Genomic DNA, 22,880 nt, shown 5'->3' with positions numbered 1-22,880 from the left:
AGGTTGGCGTTAATACCGTGCCGGAGGGCAACGCTGGCGACGGAAGAGCCAGGTTCTAGGCACTCTTTGAGAATCTTGACCTTAAGCTCCGGGGAATGCCGGCGACGCTTCACGGGTTTCTTAGCAGGGATAATTTCACTCATACCGGCTCAGTGGCCGGTTTGGGTGGTTGGGTACTTGATACGAGGGTTTACGCCTCACTAGTTAAGTGCCATGCCTGGCACACACGCACATATAGGCTGCGACTATGGAGTAGCCGCCCTAAGAATACCCGAAGGGCCTAAGCCTTCTTGGTGTTCTTATTGAGTATCAGGTAAAGAACCATATTTATAGAACGCACCTTTCAGTAAAAGACCCTGTTTATGCACGATAATCGCGTCACCCGACTTCACCATTACATTCCTCGGTAGCGTAATATCCACTTCTTTACCTGAGGCTAAGTTTACCCGCACACTTGCATAAGACGCACTGTTCGTTGAACTATGGGTGAGCCCAACCTTTTCCACTATGCCTTGAATTTCTTCTGGCTCTCCAACGGGCACATTAAAGTTGAAGGAAAACACAAAAGCCAGCATAAACAACAGCAGGAAGAGTACACCAAAATTCCATCCCGAGAAGAAGAACTTGATTTCGTGAACTATGCGCATATCCAATAAAACTCCCCGTACAGGCGAACAATTTATTGCAAGTCCAGCACTAAAGATGCGTACTGCTGGGCCTTGTTGCGTAGTTTTATAGCTGCCAAATTAAAAGTGCCAAGAGCACCAGCGCTATGGTTCCAACGGCCTGTACTCCTCCACTAGAGACATACTTTATACCGTCGTGGGTATAGATCAGTCGACCACGATCCGAAAGCTTTCGCAGATATTCTTTCTTGATGGGAGCCGGTCGATACCGACCAAAGGAAAGAACAAAGATTAAAAGCGCCCCAACACCATAAAGAACGGTCTCGAATACGAAGCTTAGTATACTATCCATAAATTATTTCACGTAACGTAGCCATAACCGGCATCCACAACGCAGTGTACCCTTTCCAGAGCAGGCCGTGCTTTTTGCAGCCGGGGTGAACTTGAACAACTTGCTAAGATTCACTTTTTTCGGATAGTTCAAATTGAACACCGCCGGTAAATCTTGAGGTAAAATTATAGATGAGTGCTCCGACAGCAGTCATTACATAACCGAGCACTAAATACATAATAGGCAAGGCGAACATTAAGCCCATAGGCACAGAAGCATCAACTGGGTTGCCGTCAGGATCAGTCATCGGCGCGTTGAATAATACTAAACTCATAGGAATCAAAAATATAAGTGAACTTAAAGCCATCACGCAGGCAAGTTAATGAAGTTCTATGCACCGCAAACTTAGAAATCGCTTTCAATTGAATAACCCTTATTTAGACTTCTGGTATGTTCATATAGTGATCAATATTATCCTGATTCTTATCGCAGAAGCAATTCTGCGCCAGCTTTCTGGTGACTCTATTAAAGTTGATCGATTGAACAAATTTTATACCATCAATCCAGGTGCAAGGTGCGCTCGCCTGGGCTCTGTTCAAGGTCATCTACACGATTGCCCCTATATAGTGAGTCATTGGCCAAAACGGAAAGTATGGAACCAGAGCAAGGAGCATATAGCGAGAATAATGCCAGGGCGCCTCAGTAATCTGTTTGCGGAGGCTCGGGATGCTACCGGGCTCTTTTCAAACCTGGATGAAGTGAGACCGCCCTCTTTTCATGAGGTGCGTGGACTGGCATCAACACTTTATCGAATCGCTGGCTATAGGGTAGAAGACATCCAATATCTAATGGCACACGAGAACAAAGGAACGACTCTGGACTATCAGGATGAGGAAGCATTGCCGTATACGGCGATGGACTTTCAGCTGCCAGATGATGTGCTTGGAGGGGAGTTTTAGGGTTTTTGTGCACTTTTTTGTGCAGTCGAATCTTACGCCCTGCACTTTTCTGAAACTCTATATAAAACAATAAGTTAAATGGTCGGAGTGGCCGGATTTGAACCGACGACCACCACACCCCCAGAACCAATGATACAAAAATGTAACTTATTGATTTATATGCGAATTAGGCCACAAGCGGAGCTATAGAGCACCAGCCCCAAAAGTAAAGGCAAAACTGTATAAATAACCAGGATCTTCCGCCTCAATATAGGTGGTTGATCGAAATTTATCCAAATTCCATGCATTTGACTCTAAGTAATTGATTTTATTGAACTTTTTATTTCATTAAAGATCAGCAACACTTGGCTCATCAGAGTAACACTTTAATGCACAAAAAATGACCTATTTAGTTGAAAGAAAGGAATCAAAGAAATTGCTTCAAGGCTCATCAAAAAAACACCAGGCATTTCTTCCTTCTTTTATATAGCTTCGGCTGCGATGAGACTCACAGACAGGGCCAGGTTCTGGAAAGTATCCTTAACCCATGAGAACACTGATCCCAGCCCTCCTCTTCCTCCCTACTCTGGTCCTCGCTCGACCCGTAGAAGTAGTCTCCATCTATGACGGTGACTCCTTCACCGCCAATGTCCCAGGATGGCCCGATATAGTCGGCAAGCGCATCGGCGTCAGAGTCAAAGGGGTAGACACCCCGGAGTTGCGGGGCAAGTGCCAAGCTGAAAAGGAACTGGCACGAAAAGCCAAACAATTCGCTGTCACCCTGCTCCGTGATGCCCAGGAAGTTCGCCTTGAGGAGATAGAGCGGGACAAGTATTTCAGGTTATTAGCTGAAGTATGGGTAGATGGAAAGCGGCTAGATCAGCTACTCATAGGCGCTAACCTTGGGTATGAGTATCATGGGGGCAAGAGGCGGAATTGGTGCGCGGGCTGATCTCACTTTATCGAAATCAGCCACCCGCTTCTAATGGAAGAAATACATAAGACCACACGAAAAAAGTGTCAAAATCCTACTACGATCTGAATGGCATTTACTTAATACAGGCTCAGGAAAGTGCCAAGCGTCCGGCGAGCTGCCGGAGTGAGCAGCTTTCTCACTCCGGCCCTAATCTTTAGTTCTGTCGATATTTTTCATTTTCACCACAAAAAAAGCGAGGCTAACGATTACCCAAACCACCAATATCGCAATTGTCACCCAGCCAAACTTTCCCGTATCTACTCGAAAAAAGAAGACTGAGCCGGCTATCAACCCATAAAAACCACAAGTGAAATACGGATAAGAAAAAAGATTTTTTAAGTAAAAGAGCGCTAATTTCATAACTTTAAAACCCTGGCGGACCTTGTTTCCTACTCAATATAATTCCCCCGCTGTTAACTATAGTTTGCGTTATAATAATATTCGCAAGGCCGCTATCATTGTGAAATCCCGTTACAAGATCTGCACTAACCTCTTGGTAGATTGTATCTCCAATCTGTGGAGCATAATTCACCTGGGTATCCACAACTACTCCTTTGCCTGAAACACTTCCTGCTAAAATAATACCTAGTGAGCCATTTGCCTGGCTACCCAGCATACCCAGAAAGATACTTTTTATCTGAGTACGGATATTGTTTTGTGTCTGATAACTAGCGATTTGCTCTCTTGTACTGAATGTCTCTGAGCGCATTGCACATACGCCGGAATTACACGCTAATGGCTCGAAAAAGCCACCAACTGTATTCTTTTGTGCATTCGGATCACCACTAACTACCACTTCTTCATCATAAGGCGTCCCCGCGGGGGACACTTTACTATCCTCGGTATCCTCTTCACTTCCCGCGTCATCAGAAGACGAATTCGAACTACCCGAAGAGGAAGTTTGTGAGACGTAAAAGTAACCTCCACCTCCGCCTGACCGCCCACCACCTGTCAAAGTCCTGAGGTTTCTCCATGAAATTGATTTCCACCTACCACCACCTCGCGAAGTAAATGGACTTCTGAATTTCTTTGGCTTTTTCCCCCTGACGGGTACCGTAACTATTGGCCGCTTTTCTTCCGGTACAATTTGACCACCACCTTCACCGCCATCGCCACCGCCACCGCCACCGCCACCGCCACCGCCACCGCCATCGCCACCGCCACCGCCATCCATGTGTTTTTCATCATCATCTTCAGTTACAAAGCCCGTAGGATCTGTAAAACCCACCGGGTTGTTGAAAGCGTAACTGTAACGATTCCAGCTCTGACTGAAGGTCGGTGCCTGCACTAAGGGATCCGGACTCAGGAATCTCCCCAAGGTCGGATCATATATCCGCCCATTCATATGGATCAAGCCGGTCCTGTCCAGGTGCTCGTGGCCGGTGAAGCCCCGGTTGGTGACCAGGCTCTGGGAGGCCAGCAGAACTTCCAGACCTTGCGGGTCCATCTCCTGGCTCCAGTCGGCTTTTCTGCGTTTGCCGCTGGGGTCGAAAGCGGTGTCGAGAATCAGATTTCCACTTTCATCCGTGACTTTTTCAATGGAACCCAGGTGATCCCGGTGCAGGTACTGGAATTCGCCAGTGCTGCCCATGGTATCGGTAATACCGATATGCACCACATTGTTGTCCAGCTTGGTTCTTTCCACCTTGGTGATGGTTGCATCGCCGGGGATCAGCTCCTCGTAGCTGCCCACGTAGAAGGCCTTCTCCGTTTGCAGGTGGCCGTCCTCCATCCAGCTGGATTCCCGGTAGAAGCGCTGGCCGTTGGGGCCGTAGTGGAATTTGTCTCTGGCAGTGGGGGTTGCGGTGCTCTGACTGTCACCAACAGTGACTTCGGTGGCCATTTGCCGGGCATTCCAGCGAATCCACTTGTCTTCGCTGACCGCCGCATCGTAGTGGGTGATGGCCCCGTTTTGGTCGTAGTTCAGGCTATAGCTTTCCCCTCCGATGGTGACACTGCTCACCGCATTGGGACCGGCATTGCCAGACCCGCCGTACTGGTAGCCGGTGACATTGGTATCGGCCCCGTGGCTGCTGGTCTTGCTGGTGATATTGCCCAGCTTATTGTACAGCGTAGTGAGTGTGCGCTGGCTGCTGCCGCCGAGCAGGGTTTCTGCGCTGGTGAGGCGGTTGAGGCCATCGTAGGTGAATCGCTCTTGTTTCTCACTACTGCTACCAATATCCGCCAGGCGGCTTTCCAGGGTGCCGTTGGAGCGCCATTGGTACTGGCTGTTTTGGAACTGGCTGGAGCCAGCTGTTGAGAGGCTTTCCAACCGGCCCGTATCCGGGTTGTAAGTGCGGGTGGTGGTCACGTTGTTGCCATACAGCTCACCGTCCACCTGGCCAAAGGCGTTGACGCTGGTAAAGGTTTTGAGCGGGTTGCCGGAGCCGTCGGTAATGCCCGACAGGTAGCCACCGGTATATTGATATCTGGCTGTGATGCCGCTGGGATAGGTCATGCTGTCCAGGCGGCCGTCTCCGCTGCCCTTGTAGGCATAGCTATGGGCAAAGGCGCGTGTCTCACCGCCGGCGGTCAGGGCTGTATCGATGCGATCCAGCTTGCTCTCACCGTTGTAGACATAGGTTTCCTCAAAAACGGTGGTGCCGCCGGTGGTGTAGCTGCGCCTATCGATTCCACCGATGCCATTGACCGGGTCATAGAACCAGTGGCCCACCCCTTCCGCATCTGTCTGGACTTCCAGGCGGCCCAGCAGATCGTACTGGTAGTCGATACTTTGGTTTTTGTTGTCGGTTTGTTTCACCAACTGCCCCAGGGCGTTGTATTCAGCAGTCAGACTGCCGACGTTGGGGCCGGTCAGTGTGGTGCGGTAGCCGGCGTGGTCGTAGATAAACTGGGATTCCGTGGTGAGATCTTCCACGTAGATGGATTCGGGCAGACCGCTGCCATCGTAGTTGTAGTGGGTGGTGACACTCTCTCCGGTTTGATCGTCGATGGTTTTGACCAGGTCACCGGCCAGGCTGTAGTAGCTTTCCCTGACTTGGGTTTCCTGCAGGGTGCCGAGGGAATCCAGGACATCCTATTCCACCTGGACCAACACCTGGCGCTGTGCCAGTTGCGGCTGGTAGTTGATACGCAGGGTACCGCCACCGGGTTTAAAGGTGGTTTCCAGTCGATTGCGCAGGTCGTATTCGTAACTTGCACTGGCAAACACGGATTCGCTGCTAAAGTGCGGCACCGATTCTTCGACCAGCAGACCTTTGTTGTCGAAGAAACGGTCCTGTACCACCGTTGCGCCGGATTCGAAGGCCTCGTACCGGGTCTGGACCAGGCGGTTCAGTGCATCATAGTAGCGGTAACTGGTTGGCGTGATCGCGGAGCTGGTGGTAACCCGATAACTCACCAGCTGATTGCCGCGCAGGGGACAGGGATAGCTGTCGAAGATATTGTTGCAGTCTTCATAAACGGAGTTAATCGCTACATTGTCAGCATTGGTGCGCTGCAGCTCGCGGCCAAACGGGTCGTATTCAGTCAGGGTGGTGCGGCTGTTGGCGTCAGTGACTGACTCCGGCAAGCCAAATCGCTGGTCGTAGGCCACAGTCACCGACTGGGAGAGTGCATTGGTCAGTATTCCCGGGTAACGCTTGTCAAGGAAGTTACTGGCGGAGCTGCTGCGCTGATCTATCTCGGCGCCGGGCACCGCCGACGCGTGACCACTGACGGTTTCGCTGCTGAGATTGCCATCGCCGCTGTAGCCGTATTGGATATTCAGCTCGTAGCGGGTATCGCCCGGAAAGCGCGTCAGGCTACCGATACGATTCGTATTGCCAAAGGGCGATGCCATTGCGGTAACGGTGCGTTCGGCGGTGCCACCCGTATCCCCGTCAAAGTACTCTTCGCTTTCCCCTTCGACAAACCCGACCAACCAGGGATTGGTACGGTTTTGGAAGCTGGTAACGACTCTGCGGCTGCGCTCAACGGAGCCGTCCACACTGACGGCGGGTACCTGGCCCCAATAGGTTTCAGTACCCGGTGTGCTGGCATTTGTGACTACGCGTTGTATATGGGTGGCGCTGTCCAACAGCTCGCCATTCGTTCCATAACCGGCTTTGCCGTAGCTGTTCCAGTTGTAATTGAAGCCCAGTTCCTGACCGCCCTCCAGAATAGCATCGAGGCTGGCACGCAGGAATGGGAAATAGGTAGGGCTCCCGTTATGTGTCAGCACCAGCTTGTCATAGCGGTAGCGCTGTTTCGACAGCAGCTCACTGTGGGAACCAAAGATATGGTCGTACTGGTCGAGCCTGGCCACCCGGCCGAAGTGGGGGAAGTCCAGACGGAACTGGCGATAAGTCGTAATGCCCGTAGCGGCATCCTGTACGCCCTGGGCATAGTAACCGAGAAAGCCCCAGTGTTTTTTGCTGCGGAAGCCGGTGCCCTGATAGCGATAGTTGGTGATGTGATTGCCGCCGATACCATTGCTGCGGGAGACGGAGGTCACTATGTGCCTGTACTCACCGTTGACGGCCTGCAGGGGTTCCACTTCACTATTGGCAGGCAGAATACCTGCACCAAACGGTGCTTCCGGCATATCCCCTTCAAATCCGCCTTCGGTCATCAACTCGTGGGTGAAGGTAGTCGATCTGGTGCCATCATCGACGGTTTGTACTGCGGTGAGAAATTCATCCGGATTGGCACTTGCCGAAGTCATCCAGCCGAAGGACAGAGGCGCCAGGCACTTGTAGGTGGGATCCTGCGGCTGGCTGTTTTTTTCGTAGGCGCAGTGCTGGATTTTATCCAGGCGTTTCCAACCCTCTGGGGCGGTTTCCGGGATCAGGCGGTACTCCCGCAGAATATTGCCATCCAGCAACACATTGATATGGTGTAGCAGTACCAGTTGACCCTGCTGGAACCCGGTGTCGCCGATTGCCATGGGCGCTGCGTCGTCCCGTGTGGCATATTTAAACTCGATTCTGGCGTCGTTGTTGTTGCCGTAAAGGATACTCAACGGATAGTTAATGCCGCTGACCGAGTCGCGGTAATAGTTGTAAGTGATGGTGTTGCCGAAGGCATCGGTAACTTTGTTTAAGGTCCAGGCATAGTAAGGTGTCTTGCCTTCGTCGTTGTCGATCAGGATACGGCTGTCGTTGGTAGCGCCGAACTGCCGCACACTGCCACTGGGCTGCTTGACTTCGAACCAGGGCTCTTCGGCGGTGCCTTTGATCTCCACCAGTACGAAACGGTCCCGTAGCGTGCGATATACCGCCCCGGTCTGCCAGTGATTACCGCTGATCAGCACTAGCGGGCTGCCAGATAGGCAGATGGAATCGGTATCGTTCAACTGGAGTTTGTCTTCCATGGGACGGTTGGTGACACAGCGACGGATTTCCGGGATGCCGCTGAGATGCCAGCCGTAACCCAAAATATCTTCCGGCAGGTCATTGACCTTGTGGCGACGGTGGTGGCCGCTGGAGTAGCTGAGGTTGAGGCTGGGGGCCAGACCATTGACTCCGGGAGCGCTCTGAATGGGCACGGAGATGGTGGCGTCGCCGCGGAAATTGACATCGGTGCTGTAACGCATGGCGCCTGTGGCCATGTACTGTGGCTGCTGTTCGGCGGACACTACCGGCGCAATACCTTGCAGGTTGTGTACATCGATGGGATCGCTGTACACCCAGCTTTCCGTGCAGGACGCTTCAGTATTACAGGCCTTTAGTCGGAATTGGTAGACACCCTCCGTCTCGCCATTGGCTTCATAGGTGGTCTCAGTGCCCAGGCCCAAATCTATATCGTTGCCGGGATTGTCCACTGGCCAGGGCTGACTGTTGACCTTTTGCTGCAGGCGATAGTGGGTGATATTGCCACCATTGGCTTGCCAGTTGATTGCAAAATCACCGTAGTCACTGGATGTGGGGACGGAAGTAAATGCAGGGTCACCTGGGACTGGCGGCGCTACATTAACTGAAACCTGCTTGGGCGGTGAGGAGGCTTCCCCGCACTCTCCCAGAGTGTTACACGCGCGCACCTGGAAATAGTAGGTGCCATTTGCCAAATCCACATTGGGATTGCTGGGACTGGTATGGCCGGATGAGTATTCCGTGAAATCGACACCATTTGTGCCGTATTCCAGCTTATAAGTCACATCGCCGGGAACTGCATCCCAGGATACGGTGAAAGGTGTGGTGGTTACCGAACCGGATGGCTGGTTGATCTGCTCCGGTGCGCCCGGTACTTGCAGGACTTGTATGGGCGTCGAGTAAGTCGCATTACTCTCGCGGGTATAGTTGCCAACCGTAACAAAGGTGGTCGCGTGATAAGTGTAGTCACCATCGAGCAAACCTGGCGGACAGCTAACTGGGAAATTCGTGCAATTGTCCGGTCGTTCCGCTTCCTGAACCGACGTGTTGGTTGACTCGTAAACCTTGACCGGACTGGCGGTACCCTTTTGTTGATAGAGTCGGTAACCCGTGAAAGGGTTTCCGGACGCAGCGCCCCATGTGACTTTGAATATACCTTCTTTGTCATAAGTGGGCGTAGTGTTGTCGGCAAAACTCAAGGCACCAGTGGGAGGGGGCTCGAAAGCAACATCCACTACCGGGGATTCTTTCCAGGTGCCACAGCGGCTATAACTCCCCGCTTGGGCACAAGCCCTCACCCGATATTGATAGCTACCATTATTGAGGTCGACAGGATGGGTTCTGGCAGTGTTATCGTGAATATCACCGCTGTAACTACCACTGTTCTTTTTTTGATGAAGCTCGTAGCGGGATATGGTCCCAGTGGCTGCGCCCCACTTGACGGTAAATACGCCGTCGTCATCCTGACTGGGAAAGTTCTCGAAATTACCGGCAATGCCGGGCTTGCGGGCTACGTTTACTGTGGCTGAATCGCTATCGGTGTAAGTTTGGCAATCGAGGGCTTCACCCGGGGGTGTAAAGCAATAGGTTTTCTCCCAATAGATACTATACTTGTACACCCCGGTTGATCTGTTGGAATAGGTTTTGGTACGGTTCGTGGAGTCAGAAATTACAAACGAATTGATAACAGTACCATTTTTCCGTTCAGAAAAAGTACCCGGGCCTCTGTACGATACGGTATAGGAACCGTCCGGGCTGTTGGATTCCGATACCGATACATTCACATCGACTTGTGCAACAGCAACGGGCAAAAGGCACCAAGTTGAAACAAAGAAAAGAAGGTATTTAGAAAGGTTGAACCTAACGGATGAACAGATAACACCCGCTAGTGCCTGATAATTGCGCAGACCCATCGAAGACCCCAAGAAGCTTTTATTTTATGGCGGGAGATTCTCCACAGACAAAGCTAATGGTCAATTACACGCCATTACACCCAGAAATATTGCGGAATTCATCACACTTAAAGCCTGACCTAATTCACGCTTAGTACCATGAACGGCACCAATAATGATGGACAGCACCCGAAAATCGGAATGATCAACCTCTAAAAAGCGGCTTCGGTGCCCTGCGATGCCTTTGCTGATACCGCATTAATCCGCTTTTGAATCGCATCCAGTTTTAGCTGCTTGGCCTTACGTGGAATATCTTCGACTAAAATACGCTCGCGTCGCTTGCGTAATTCACTCAGGCGCTGGCTGGCTTGGTTCACTGGTCGGCTCCGGTTTCATTCTCCTGGACGCATTCCTGCCAGATTTAAGCTTGTGTCATGGGCCACTAGCAGAATCTGCTAGAGCGCACTTGATAAAATACATGCAAATCAGTTTTAAACTTTAGTCATAAAATGTGCAAAAGTCGCAAAGCCTACAAGTGCGTATTTCCCTACCCTTGCAACTAAGATACTGTTACTCCTCGTAATTATGCGACGTTTTTAGTATTAAAGATTATATTTTCTTAGAAAATTCAATAGATATCACTAAAATTTTTTATCTATGCTTTCTAATTGATGTACTTCGAGGTATATATGAGATTTAAAATTGTAAGTTTAATATTGCTCTTTTCTCTATCCACAGTTGGACTTGCAAAAGATTACTACGTTTCTGATTCTTTAACACTGCAGAATTCAATTACCAGCTTAGCTTGCGGTGATAATGTAATTTTGCAGAATGGGAATTATATTAACACCAAACTTAGTTTAGAAATGAACTGTAGCGCTAGCTTACCTATAGTAATTAAAGCAGAAAACCCTGGCATGGCTTTTTTCTCAGGTGATATGGCTATTGCAATTCCTGGAAAGTACTACACATTATCAGGCTTATCTTTCATTCGAAATCCAGGCGGTATTACTCGCACTGCGTCTAAAGCACATTTAATTACCGTCACTGGCCGATTCAATCGTATTACCAATACAAAATTCGATGATATAGATGATGTAGAAGGGGTTTGGGTCCTGCTAAATGGTAAAAACAATCGGGTGGACCACAGCTATTTTGCCAACAAAAGCAGTGTTCATAGCTATATCAATATGGATATTGATCCCGCAGTTATTTCATATCATCTCGTAGACCACAACTACTTTTCCAGACCACTGTTAGGGAGCAATGGAGGATCAGCTTCCCGTGTTGGGCATGGCTCCATGCACAACTATCGTGCACGCATTATATTTGAATATAATTTATTCGAAAATGAAGATGGTGAATCAGAAATTGTCTCCGTAAAAAGTAGTGAAAATATTTTTCGCTATAATACTTTTAAAAATTCACGGGGTCATTTAAGTTTACGTCAAGGTCAACGCAGTTTAGTATATGACAATTATTTTTTAGGCAATAGCGTGGCAAAAGAGCGCGGCATTTTTATTCGCGGAGAAGATCATGTGATCTTTAATAACTACTTTTCCGATTTGCGCCCCACTGCATCAGAAACTGATTACGGTAGCGTTTGCTTTGGCGCCTCAAGTACAACTCCAGACCCAGCGCGGGCAGCCATAGGCTTAAATCCATACCATTACCCCTTAACCAAAAATGTACTATTTGCCAATAATACTTTGATCAATGGCTACTACTCCAACATTTCTATTGGTTGTCAGTGGGATTTGACCGACCCGAAAAATCGCACTACGCTACCAGAATCATTGCGCTTTGCCAATAATTTAATTATTAACAATTCAAGACAGGTAGACGCCAGTGCAGTAGCGGTGAATCAACACTCTAGTGCTATTGATATTTTATGGTCGAATAATTATTTTGATACTGCCAATGCTGGCATTACTGACGGGGGATTAATGCGGACTACGCTGCCACTTTACAACGATGCTACTGCTAATATCCTAATGCCCTCTGTGCCTACCACTGCATCATCAACTGAGTTAAGTACTTGGATTGATAATATTCCGCTTGATACTCGCTGGGTAGAAAACAACAATTTAATCAGTCGTATTAAAAATACCACTGCAGTTGGTTTTGAAATACCTATCGACCCTCGCAGCATGCAAAGAGTTTTACCATTAAGCAGAACTGAGGTAGGCACTAATTTCTAGTGGTGTGGCGGTCTTGTCCTCACCCAATAGGGTGAGGACAAGAAAATCATTTGCCTTATATGTAAAACGTATTGCAGTTTCAATTAATAACTACAGATCCATTATGCAGCACACCTAATAGAAGGCCCCGGGGTATTTTGCGCCTCGTAAACCGGTGGTGTTCAGAATTCTGTGTCATTTCTTTATCATTAGCAAAAAGGAGATGACCCATGACCAAACCTACTTTCGATATGGATGTCGCTGTCACGGTACTGCGTGAGGGCAAAGACCTCAGCGGCAAAGACGGCATCCTCACCCCACTGATCAAACAGCTCACCGAAACTGCCATGAAGGCGGAGCTGGAGGAGCACCTCACGAGCGAGGACAAGCCCAATCGCAAGAATGGCACCACGCCCAAAACCGTGAAAAGTCCCGCTGGCAGCCTCGAGCTGCAGGCGCCGCGAGACCGCGCCGGCACCTTTGAGCCACAGATCGTCAAGAAGCATCAGACCCAGCTTACCGACGAACTCGAGCGCAAGGTCATTGTAGTGGCTTACTAAACCCAGGCACCATCGAAAGCCAAGCCCACTTCCCTTAACCATACCCCCCCAGAAGCGACCCTAAACCCCTGAACACAGGCCAGCCGCCCCGGCTCACCCGACAGCAAGATTCGCAAAGAAATGAACAGGGTACTTTAACCCACCCCATTGCCCATCCCTGCTCCTGTCCTTTTTAGCCTTCCTGGTTCTCACTGGGGCCGCCCTTTACATTTGGCAGCCCGCCAACTATGATTCGCGCCTGTCCTTATCCATCAATGGAAATTTTTTGCTAGATCATCAGGTATTCGCACGTTCCTAATCCTGCTCGGGATTAAGGAGCGCTCTTAACACTTAAGGCCCCTCACGCGAGATGCTGGGGAGACTTATGTCCGCGATTCCTGAAGATTGAGGCATTCCATTGAACATTTCAAAGCACGAGCAGCGCGTGCTGCACGTTCTCGCACTTGGCGGCGAGATTCACTACCTTCGTCACGAAAGTGGCAAAGTCCATGAAGTCATCTGCTACACACGGGATGGATACGTCCTTCCCAGTTGCACGCTTGACGTTTTCAAACGCCTGAAAAGTAAGAAGTTTGTCAGCTCGAAAAAGGGCCAGCCCTATCGCATCACGCAATTGGGGGCCAGCTCCGTTCGATCACAAATGAACCAGCGATAACTTTTTTTACAACTTGAAAGGAGGATATTTTCCTATGAAAACACCTTACCAAATACAATACGAAGCCTTCGCTGCCGCCGGCGGTCTCTACGATGAGCGGCACGCGAAGCTCTATGCGGACTTCGCAGACGCTTTGATTGAGGACGGTAGCTTCTCCATCGTGTATGAGGGCGTGGCACACGCATGCTACACCCCTATTACCGTGGACGCGGCACCACACCTCAAGTGTTACGTGTTGGCCCCTCTGGCAGTGCTGCCTGAGTACCAACGAAAAGGGTACGCCACCAGGCTGATGGAGGAGGCGGAAAAGCAGCTGGACGCCGACGTGATCTTTGTTATGGGTGAGCCGTTTCACTACGGCAAACGCTACTGTACCCCCCACAAGGTCCTGCCTCCCGTGAGAACCAAAGCCCCGCTAGAGTGTTGGTTCGCCCGCGAGCTGACCCCGGGGGCACTGGACGGCGTGGGTGAATCCACCTCCAGCTTGACCGGACCCTACGCCGATCCACGTATGTGGGGGCACCCGAGTGAACAAGTGTAAAACGTGGGCGCAAGGCAGCGCCCCTTTGGGGGTACGAATATCATGGAGACAACAGGCGGGGCTGGCACAGAGGCTACGCCCTGCTTTATTCAAATCAGTCCGCCCGCTTCTACTGGAAGCAATACCTGAGGCCGAAAGGGACATAACGTCCAAACTTTTTCTCCGACCCCATTGTTACAATCGTACCAGAATCAGACCACTGAGCGGGGGTATCTCTATCTTGCCACGCCGCTGGTCGAGAGTGTCTTTTTGACCATTCAGTACATCGATCCAGGTTGAGTCACCAAGTACCTCGGCCGAAATAGTGCTCGCCTGAGAGGCGTTGTTCAATATGACCAACACCTTGTTGTCCCCATACACCCGGTGATAGCCGTAAAGCCGGCGCTCATTGTCAATCAATACAGGTTGGAAATCGCCCAGTTGCAGTGCCGGGTTTTGGTTGCGGATATGAATCAGGTTGCGATAGTGTCTTAGCAGTTCCGTATTGACACCAACCTTGTCGGGGGAACGCTTGCCGCCATCGGGCAGGTAGACTTCATCTTCATATTCAATGTCCGGCCAGATCATCGGCTTGCGTGTATCCGGATCGTTTGCGCCCCACATGCCCACTTCATCCCCATAGTAGATCATCGGCGCGCCCACATAGGTCATCTGGAAGAGGGCGAAAAGTTTTTGCAGCTGAATTTCGTGCTCGTTGGGCTTCCTGACGGCATAGTCGGGGTTACTGGCAACCTGCGATCTATTGAAGTAGTTACCCCAATCCCGGAAGTTACCAACCCCCCGGTTCACTATATGTGAACCTATGCGGTTGGAATCGTGACTGCCAAACAGGTTTTGCACCACATAGGCGACGCCCTCAGGGTAGAGGTCCCTCAGGTCCGCCAGTTTGCGGTCAAATGCACTGACACTGATATTCATGCCCGGGGGGTTGAAAAAGAACTCTGCCGCGGTGAAGGCAAAGTTGTAGTTCATCTCACCATCGAATTCATCGCCCTGAAAATAGGGCTTTACCTTTTCCGGCACATCGACAATTTCGGCCGTCAGGTAGGCCTCGGGATTGATCGATTTGACATGGCCGCGCCACGCCTTCCAGAAATTGTGATGGACCTCGAATGCCACGTCCAGCCGCCAGCCATCGATGCCGTGTTCTATGCCTTTGCCTTTCGGGTTCATCCAGCGCTCGGTAGCGGCGAATACATAGTCTCTCGGGCCTTTGACCAGCCCCTGTTCATCCTCCCGGAATTCCGGGAGAGACTCCACTCCGAACCAGCCGGAATACTTGAATTCGCTCCCCTTTTTATCATCCCGGTAAGATTCGACGATAAACCAGTCCCTGTAGGGGGACGCCTGCTGGTGTTGCCGCAGGTGTTGAAATGCGAAACTGTTGACACCCATGTGGTTGAAAACGCCATCGAATATAATTCGGATGTCCCGTTTGTGCGCCTCATCAATCAGGTTCAATGCCAGCTCATCGGCGCTGGTCCAGACCCAGGTCGATGGGTCAAGAGGGTCTTCCGTGGCCATCAATTTGCGATCGCCCTCGGGGTCAGGGCCGAAAGTGGGGTCGATATGGTGGTAGCTGGCCCCGTCGTATTTGTGCAGGGACGGGGCGTCGAATACAGGGTTGAGGTAGATGGCGCTTATACCGAGCCCTTCCAGATAATCAAGTTTATCGATAACCCCCTGCAGGTCGCCCCCATAGCGACGCCGCAACAGGTGTTTCCACAATTCCGGCTCACCATTGGCTTTTTCGTAGGTCTGCAACTTGTACCAGTCACTGCCCCAGGGGTGAACCTGCCATTTTTTAGGCGCTTCCTGGGGATCTGCGCCGAGTATGTCCTTCATTTCGGGATCGTTGCTGCTGTCGCCATTGCGGAAGCGTTCCGGGAAAATCTGATACCAGACGACTTTTTTAGCCCATTGCGGGACGAATTCTTGACCCTCGCTGGCACTGGATGCCATTGGAATGGCGAGCATAAGCGAGATAAGGGTCCGCACCGCAAGCTGGATAGTGTTATTCATAAAAAATGTTATTTAATTCTCTGACGTCAATGTACCAAATGGAGAGTCTGCAATCGATTATCAAAATGGGCGGCTAGCAAATCAAGCATATAACTGCTTGATTTGTCGTGGAGGATTTACGGACATGCGCCGCAAACCCGGGTTGAGTAAAGCCAGGAAGGGCTTTTTCAACAACCTGCCAGTGCCCCTCCGTCCACTGCAATGGGCGTTGTGGCAGACTCAAGTTATACGTTAATCCATGCTGAAAATAGCGTCAAATATTATTCCTTCTCACACATGAAGAAGCCCGGAAACCCCTGATTAAATGGGTGCAATCTCAGGCTTTGCAGCCAGTTCGCCAGTACGACCTAGTCGCGCAGGGATGCTGGTTGCCTTTTGGCGGCGAGCGCACTCGGCGCAAAACCCCGGAGGGCCGGCTATGGCGCCACAGATTCTGCTGAGGCATTACTGAATTATCCAGAGGTTCCCCAGGTAATAAATAGCCGGTCCATACCCCCCAACTGTCATCAGCAACCGCTAACAGGCTCGCCTTCTATAGTGAACCAATCCGCCAATCATCTTGCTGCTTCAGCATATCAATAAATTTCCTGATCTTGGGCATATTGATCATATCCCGATGGACCAATGCCCAGACTGACAGTTGCCAGCTTTCCCCCACAGGAATTTCAACCAGGTCTTTGTCCACCGCTACGATAGCCTTTGGCATACCGCCAATACCAATGCCAGAAAAAAGCGCATGGCGCAATATCTGTATAGTAGAAGCTGTTAAAATGATGCGTTCTTCCTCTATGTTTTTGTAAATCCAGTCATTCCATTGCAAGTGAACTTGCTTCTCATTCAAAGCGACAAACCTATGCTTCTGCAGATTACTTTTTGTAGGTTGGCCGTACTTTTTTATATAGCTTTTGTGGGCGCATAACACTATCTCTGAAGTGACTAATGGCAAAACAACATTGTCCGGGGTTTCCGGCTTGGGGCCTCCCCGAATCGCAATGTCTGCCTCACCATATTCAAGCTTGAAGTTGCGCAAATCCCCAATAATGTCAATACGCATACCCGGATGTTGCGCCTGGTATTGATTGATGGTGGGCATCAATAAACTGGCCATTTCGTTGACCATGGTAATGGTCAATGTGCCCTGCAGGGGTTTGTCTTTGCTTTGCAGCCGGTCAGATAGATTGTTGAATTGGTTATCGGTCACCTCCCCCAGGCGCATAATCTCCAGGCCCGCTTCAGTTGGAATGTAACCCTTGTCGTTGCGTTGAAAAAGGACGATACCAAGGCTCTCTTCCAGGGCGTCAATATGGCGCATCACCGTTGACCTGTGCACACCGATTGCCTGGGCGGTAGCACTCAAGGTACCGAGTTTGGCCAGTTTGTAGGCCGTGCGCAATTCAGTCCACTTCTCCATATTCCACCTGGCTCGCCATTCCTTTAACACCCGTGCCGCCTGGCACTAACTGTGCATATATGCACACAACTGTCTTATATTTGCTCATTTACCACATTAATGCAACAACCTATTCTAGGGCCTCCAGAGAAAGATTGCAGGGGCAAGCGTAAACAATGACGATTCAAACCGATGTATTGATTGTGGGTGGTGGCTTTGCCGGGGTCTCTGTGGCCCAGGCATTGGAGAAACAGGGCATTCGCACCACCCTGGTGGACCAAAAAGAGTACTTTGAGGTGACCTTCGCCACCCTCAGGAATCTGGCTGATCCCGGTGCAACCGGTAATCGGGCCCGCAAGCATTACCAGGACTTCCTAAAGGGGCGTTTTATTCAGAGCCGCGTTCAAACCCTCGGTCCCCAGCGTGCGGTCTTGTCCGATGGCGCAGAAATCCAGTTTAAGCATGGCGTCATCGCCTCGGGCACCCGTTACCCCGGTTTGCCCATTGCCAAAACAGACAAATCCATGGGTTTTGAGGCGCGCAATAATGAACTGATGGCGGCCCATACCCAGCTTAAAAAAGCGCGAAAAGTGATGGTCATTGGCGGTGGCGTTGTGGGTGTCGAACTGGCCGGGGAAATTGCCCATGCGCACCCTCATATCCAACTCGTCCTGGCGCACAACAGCGATGTGTTGTTGAATGGCTTCAAACAAAAGGCACAAGCCAGGGCACAACAGCAACTGGAAAGCCTGGGGGTAGAGATAGAATTCAATCGCCGTTACCAGAAGCAGAATGACCGGTACCTTGACCAGAATACCGGTGACATCAGTGATGCCGACCTGGTGTATGAAGCAACCGGCGTATTACCCAATAATGAGTTCCTTAAAGGGGAACTTGCCCATATCCTGACTGCAAAAGGCTTTGTAAAAATAGACAAACAGCTACAGGTTGAAGGCACCAGTAATCTATATGCACTGGGTGATATTGCCGAGGTCGGCGAGGCCAGGCTGGGCTATCTTGCCGTAGAGCAGGGTAAATACCTGGCAGGGATGATCGCCAGCAAGCTCCAAGGCAAGGCCGTAAAAGCCTACAAGCGCAATCCGCTGATGGCGCTGATTCCCGTGGGCCAAAGGCAGGGGGTGGTACAGCTCCCCTTTGCTGTCACTACCGCAAGATTTTTGGTGGGGTTAAAGCAAAAAGACCTGTTTATCAACAAGATCTACAAGGGGTTTGGCACAACCCCCAATGCCGGCTAACAATCCGCTGCTGTTTAGGAGCAGTCGGCGGCCAAGCCGAATGCACTCTTGCGAAATCCTCGTCATCAAGCTCCGGGCCTTCCTAATTGTTGGCGGTTGGATTCCATCAGGAATGGTGGCGAAGCGGGCCAAGGGAACCTGCCCGTTTAAATGGGTACTCGCACTTTTTCTATGCATACCTACATAGAAATATTGGCGCCAAAATGCTCTTATCGAGTTGCATTCCGTTTTCTTTAGTGACCAAGCGGCGTAAGATTGGCCAGTATTTATCGGTACTTGGGCCGTGATTGTGCCGGTTTTTTCGAGCCAACCGCCCAAGAGGTCCAAAAAGCCCAGGTGTTTTCCAGCCCGGGCATTTTCTCAAAGAGCCATTCCTTCAACGGGAGAACGATAAGGTGCCCTAAGCGTAAGTAAAAGGCGCTGACCCAAGGTGCAGCAACACCAGGGGCCAGCTAACCAAATTGATAACAGCACTATCAAAATGGCTATATGGATAATACGCTAGATGTCCGCTCGTCTTCAATAAACCGGTACAAACGTAGTGGTTTGGAGCGATTTCCCAGGCTCTGGGAGCGTTGCGTCCGCCTTTTCTGCTTTATTGCCTACCGTTCCCGTGCACCGCCCCACAGTTCCCCGCAGCTCCCCCTAACCTTAATTTCCCAGCTCTCCCACCGCGGAAGCTCACCCCATGGTTTGCAGCCCACAAGGAAAGGTCTATGTTGATTTTAACCCGCCGGATTGGCGAGAATCTCAGAATCGGGACAAATGTTTCAGTGACGGTATTGGGTATTACGCGCAACCAGGTAAAGATGGGTGTGAATGCCCCCAAGTCCCTGCCCGTCCACCGCGAAGAAGTCTATCTGCGCATCCAAAAAGAAAAAGCATCGAGCATTGAAGAAACTTGAAAAATGGATTTTTTCACCAGGGAGGGTTTGCTGTATTTCGCAATTGCCCTATGGGGCAAAAGCCGTGATTTATTGTCTTCTCTGCCTTCGCTTTTTTCTTCTTTTAACGCGATGCTGTTCTCCTGGCACCCAAGCGCTTATTCGCCCAATCAATCCCTCCATCTGTTTTATCGCGGGTAATATTTTTGATAGCAGCGGTGCCCAGGCATTGCCGCATAGTTGCTCGTAGTTTCATAGTCAAAAGCGCGCAACCGGGTTCAACCTTTCGCAGTGCACAAAGTTGTACCTGGTCTGACTTCCGTCTCGTCGCATTTTTATCGCAAAAGCACCAAAGCTTGACGCCGGTTGCCCACCCCCCTGGCTAGGGTGGCTCCGGATGTAACACGATAGTTCCCATTGCAATAACACCTGAGAGGACATTATGACGCCGATCAAGAGAGCGAGCGCGCTGTGTGCGGTGTGTGTCAGCGGGGTAATGCTGGCGGGCGATGCACTGGCAGTCAATTATGGCGAAGCGCTGCAAAAGTCGATTTACTTTTACGAGGCACAACAGTCCGGGCCTATCCCTGCCTGGAACCGCAACGAGTGGCGCGGCGATTCCGGCATGACCGACGGAGCCGACAACAATGTCGATCTGCTCGGCGGCTGGTACGATGCCGGCGACCATGTGAAATTCGGTTTCCCTATGGCCGCGTCAACCACGCTGCTGGCCTGGGGCGCGATAGAAAACCGCGACGCCTATGTGCAAACCGGACAGCTGCAGCACCTGCAAAACAATTTGCGCTTTGTGGCGGATTACATGGTCAAGGCGCACACCGCCCCCAATGAATTCTGGGGGCAGGTGGGCAGCGGATCTGTGGACCACGCCTGGTGGGGTTCCGCCGAAGTTATGCCGATGGCGCGGCCGTCGTACAAGGTCGATGCCAGCTGCCCCGGTTCCGAGCTGGCCGGCGAGGCGGCCGCAGCACTGGCGGCGGTGTCGATGGTATTCGAGTCCAGCGACCCAGGTTACGCATCCAGCCTGCTGGACCACGCCGTGCAGCTGTACAACTTCGCCGATAATTACCGCGGTGTTTACAGTGACTGCATTACCGACGCGGCTGCTTTTTACCGCTCGTGGAGCGGCTACAACGATGAGCTGGTATGGGGTGCCGCCTGGCTCTACCGAGCCACCGGCGACCAGGCCTACCTAGACAAGGCCACAGCCTACTACGACAACCTGGGCACGGAGCAGGGGGAAACCGTCAAGGCCTATGGCTGGACCCACGCCTGGGACGACAAGGGCTACGGGAGTTATGTCTTGATGTCGCTGCTCACCGACAGTGCCGAATACCGCGCCGATGCGGAACGCTGGCTGGATTACTGGACCACCGGCTACCAGGGCAGGCGTGTGCGCTACACCCCCGGCGGCCTGGCGCACCTGGATCAGTGGGGCGCGGCCCGCTACACGTCCAACACCGCATTCCTGGCGCTGGTCTATTCCGACTACCTCAAGCAAGTGGACCCGGATAACAGCAGGGCGCAGATCTATTACGATTTTGCCGTGAGCCAAATGGAATACATTCTCGGCGACAACCCGATGAATATGAGCTACCAGATTGGTTACGGCAGCGTCTTCCCCACCTCTCCCCACCACCGTACCGCGCACGGTTCCTGGAATAACAGCCTCAGCGACCCGGTCGCCAACCGCCACATCTTAATAGGCGCATTGGTAGGCGGGCCCGATAGCAGTGACGGTTTCCAGAACGACCGCGGTGATTTCATCCTCAACGAGGTGGCCACCGACTATAACGCCGGGTTTACCTCAACCCTGGCGCGGCTGTGGCTCGACTTTGGCGGATCGCCAATTCCGGAAGCGCAGTTTCCCGCGCCGGAACAGCGCGACCTGGAATTGTTTGTGGAGGCAAAACTCAATTCCAGCGGCAACCGTTATACCGAGATCAGCGCCCTGGTGCACAACCGCACCGCCTGGCCGGCGCGCAGCACCGACAACCTGAGCCTGCGCTACTGGGTGGACCTGAGTGAACTGGTCGACGCCGGTTACGGCCCGGAGGATTTACAGCTGTCCTCTGCCTACAACCAGGGCTCCGGTTACACAGGTCCGCATCCCTGGGGCGACCCCGCCGACAATATTTACTATGTGGAAGTGTCGTTTGCGGGCGTGGATATTTATCCCGGCGGCCAGTCTGTGTCGAAAAAGGAATCCCAGTTCCGCGTGGCGGTTTCCGAGGGCGTGCCCTGGGACCCGACCAACGACCCCTCCTGGGATAATTACGGCCACAGCCGCGAGCCGGCAGAGCTGATCGCCCTGTACGACGATGGCGAACTGGTTTGGGGACAGGAGCCCGGCGGTGGTTGCGGTGGCGATACGGGTATCAACTGCGCACCGGTGGCCAATCCCCAGTCCCTTTCCACACCCTTTGAGACCATGCTCAATATCACTCTGAGCGGCAGCGACAGTGACGGCAGCCTGGTTGACTTTACTGTGGTCAGCGGTCCGTCCCATGGCTCCCTGAATGGCAGTGGCACGGCGAGAAACTATACCCCTGACAACGGCTTCTCCGGTAACGACAGCTTTACCTTCACTACCACCGATGACCAGGCTGCGGTCTCTTCACCGGCCACAGTTTCCATTACCGTCGAAGCGCCGCTGGTGCCGGCCGTGCAGATCAATCACCCCGGTGACGGTGAGCAGCTATTGCTGGGGCAGGACATTGTGGTGTCCTACACAACGCAGTTTGCCAACGGTGCCAACGTCTACCTGGACGGCGCGCTGGTGGGCAGCGACAGCGATAGCGTCGTGGTCCCGGCTCCGGCAGCGGAAGGTATCTACCGGATTGAAGTGATCGCCACCCAGGATGGCGAAGAGCTGGCGGCGAGTGACAGCGTCACCGTGGAGGTGTTGGAGCAGCTACCCGGCGGTGCGGACTGCGCACTGGGCACTACGGATGTATGGGACACCGGCTTTGTACTCAACAATATCTCGGTGACCAACAAGGGGGACACCCCGCTGGAAAGCTGGCAGGTAACACTTGGCTTCAACCAGCCGATCAGCCTGGTCAACGGCTGGAGTGGCGTGTTCACCCTGTCCTCGGATGGCCTCAGCATGACGGTATCCAATGTCGACTACAACGGCAACCTGCAGCCCGGCGCCAGCGCCAGCTTCGGTTTCCAGGGTGGTCACAACGGCAACTTTGCGCCGCCCACCTGCACGGTCAACTGAAGCGCGCGGGCGTTTTAAATCTGCCTGATTCCACTTTTCCATTCACCCGCGGGCGGCGGTCGCCGCCCGCACT

The 22,880-nt window shown here is 51.9% G+C and carries 16 protein-coding genes and 1 pseudogene; 9 read left to right on the top strand and 8 right to left on the bottom strand.

Annotated elements, in window-relative coordinates; all coding sequences use genetic code 11:
- The 3 genes from AB1S50_RS05930 to AB1S50_RS05920 form a co-directional block, all read right to left on the bottom strand.
- Nucleotides 1–143: transposase (locus AB1S50_RS05930; RefSeq protein WP_367149586.1), on the bottom strand; the 143-nt coding region annotated here is incomplete at its 3' end.
- A gap of 156 nt (nucleotides 144–299) precedes the next feature.
- A complete protein-coding gene (locus AB1S50_RS05925) occupies nucleotides 300–653 on the bottom strand; it encodes a hypothetical protein (RefSeq protein ID WP_367149582.1) in 354 nt (117 codons plus the stop codon).
- 428 nt (nucleotides 654–1,081) lie between these two features.
- Nucleotides 1,082–1,291 (bottom strand): DUF3566 domain-containing protein, encoded by a 210-nt coding sequence (locus tag AB1S50_RS05920; RefSeq protein ID WP_367149580.1) that lies wholly within the window; start codon nucleotides 1,289–1,291, stop codon nucleotides 1,082–1,084.
- 58 nt (nucleotides 1,292–1,349) lie between these two features.
- Here AB1S50_RS05920 and AB1S50_RS05915 point away from each other — a divergent pair, with 58 nt between their 5' ends.
- Nucleotides 1,350–1,916 carry a site-specific integrase gene (locus tag AB1S50_RS05915; RefSeq protein WP_367149578.1) on the top strand — a complete coding sequence of 189 codons (567 nt, stop codon included), beginning with the start codon at nucleotides 1,350–1,352 and terminating at the stop codon, nucleotides 1,914–1,916.
- Between the two features lie 526 nt (nucleotides 1,917–2,442).
- Complete coding sequence (locus tag AB1S50_RS05910; RefSeq protein WP_367149576.1) at nucleotides 2,443–2,847, top strand: thermonuclease family protein; 405 nt, start codon at nucleotides 2,443–2,445, stop codon at nucleotides 2,845–2,847.
- 388 nt (nucleotides 2,848–3,235) lie between these two features.
- Here the strand turns inward: AB1S50_RS05910 and AB1S50_RS05905 are convergent, their stop codons facing one another.
- From AB1S50_RS05905 to AB1S50_RS05895, 3 genes are all read right to left on the bottom strand, one after another.
- Complete coding sequence (locus AB1S50_RS05905) at nucleotides 3,236–5,749, bottom strand: RHS repeat domain-containing protein (RefSeq protein WP_367149575.1); 2,514 nt, start codon at nucleotides 5,747–5,749, stop codon at nucleotides 3,236–3,238.
- A 159-nt stretch (nucleotides 5,750–5,908) separates the two neighbouring features.
- The gene (locus AB1S50_RS05900; protein ID WP_367149574.1) at nucleotides 5,909–9,802 is read right to left on the bottom strand and encodes a SpvB/TcaC N-terminal domain-containing protein; all 3,894 of its coding nucleotides are present in this window, start codon (nucleotides 9,800–9,802) and stop codon (nucleotides 5,909–5,911) included.
- 485 nt (nucleotides 9,803–10,287) lie between these two features.
- Entirely contained in the window at nucleotides 10,288–10,452 is a 165-nt protein-coding gene (locus AB1S50_RS05895) for a hypothetical protein (RefSeq protein ID WP_367149573.1), read from the bottom strand.
- Nucleotides 10,453–10,764: 312 nt separating this feature from the next.
- On the opposite strand from AB1S50_RS05895, the gene AB1S50_RS05890 reads away from it, so the two are divergent.
- The 4 genes and pseudogenes from AB1S50_RS05890 (at nucleotide 10,765) to AB1S50_RS05875 (ending at nucleotide 14,011) form a co-directional block, all read left to right on the top strand.
- A complete protein-coding gene (locus tag AB1S50_RS05890; protein ID WP_367149572.1) occupies nucleotides 10,765–12,276 on the top strand; it encodes a polysaccharide lyase 6 family protein in 1,512 nt (503 codons plus the stop codon).
- A 209-nt stretch (nucleotides 12,277–12,485) separates the two neighbouring features.
- Nucleotides 12,486–12,800, top strand: a pseudogene (locus AB1S50_RS05885) (transposase); the annotation flags it as partial.
- A gap of 439 nt (nucleotides 12,801–13,239) precedes the next feature.
- Nucleotides 13,240–13,470: a YjhX family toxin gene (locus AB1S50_RS05880; RefSeq protein ID WP_455363737.1), complete on the top strand. Its 231-nt coding sequence runs from the start codon at nucleotides 13,240–13,242 to the stop codon at nucleotides 13,468–13,470.
- Between the two features lie 34 nt (nucleotides 13,471–13,504).
- Nucleotides 13,505–14,011 carry a GNAT family N-acetyltransferase gene (locus tag AB1S50_RS05875; protein ID WP_367149570.1) on the top strand — a complete coding sequence of 169 codons (507 nt, stop codon included), beginning with the start codon at nucleotides 13,505–13,507 and terminating at the stop codon, nucleotides 14,009–14,011.
- A gap of 174 nt (nucleotides 14,012–14,185) precedes the next feature.
- On the opposite strand, the gene AB1S50_RS05870 is transcribed toward AB1S50_RS05875, so the two are convergent.
- Together AB1S50_RS05870 and AB1S50_RS05865 are read right to left on the bottom strand one after the other, a co-directional pair.
- The gene (locus AB1S50_RS05870; RefSeq protein WP_367149569.1) at nucleotides 14,186–16,033 is read right to left on the bottom strand and encodes a glycoside hydrolase family 13 protein; all 1,848 of its coding nucleotides are present in this window, start codon (nucleotides 16,031–16,033) and stop codon (nucleotides 14,186–14,188) included.
- Between the two features lie 532 nt (nucleotides 16,034–16,565).
- Nucleotides 16,566–17,444 carry a LysR family transcriptional regulator gene (locus tag AB1S50_RS05865; RefSeq protein ID WP_367149568.1) on the bottom strand — a complete coding sequence of 293 codons (879 nt, stop codon included), beginning with the start codon at nucleotides 17,442–17,444 and terminating at the stop codon, nucleotides 16,566–16,568.
- 155 nt (nucleotides 17,445–17,599) lie between these two features.
- On the opposite strand from AB1S50_RS05865, the gene AB1S50_RS05860 reads away from it, so the two are divergent.
- The 3 genes from AB1S50_RS05860 (at nucleotide 17,600) to AB1S50_RS05850 (ending at nucleotide 22,807) form a co-directional block, all read left to right on the top strand.
- Complete coding sequence (locus tag AB1S50_RS05860; RefSeq protein ID WP_367149567.1) at nucleotides 17,600–18,679, top strand: FAD-dependent oxidoreductase; 1,080 nt, start codon at nucleotides 17,600–17,602, stop codon at nucleotides 18,677–18,679.
- A gap of 716 nt (nucleotides 18,680–19,395) precedes the next feature.
- Nucleotides 19,396–19,584, top strand: coding sequence for a carbon storage regulator CsrA (gene csrA, locus AB1S50_RS05855; RefSeq protein WP_367149566.1), 189 nt, complete (start codon nucleotides 19,396–19,398; stop codon nucleotides 19,582–19,584).
- Nucleotides 19,585–20,005: 421 nt separating this feature from the next.
- Entirely contained in the window at nucleotides 20,006–22,807 is a 2,802-nt protein-coding gene (locus AB1S50_RS05850; RefSeq protein ID WP_367149564.1) for a glycoside hydrolase family 9 protein, read from the top strand.
- The last annotated feature ends 73 nt before the right edge of the window (nucleotides 22,808–22,880 follow it).

Origin of the sequence: Microbulbifer discodermiae, assembly GCF_040742695.1 — a bacterium.
In the GTDB taxonomy this organism is placed as follows: Bacteria; Pseudomonadota; Gammaproteobacteria; order Pseudomonadales; family Cellvibrionaceae; genus Microbulbifer.
The sequence above is the reverse complement of the archived record's forward strand: the minus strand, read 5'-3'. Positions and strand labels throughout refer to the sequence as shown.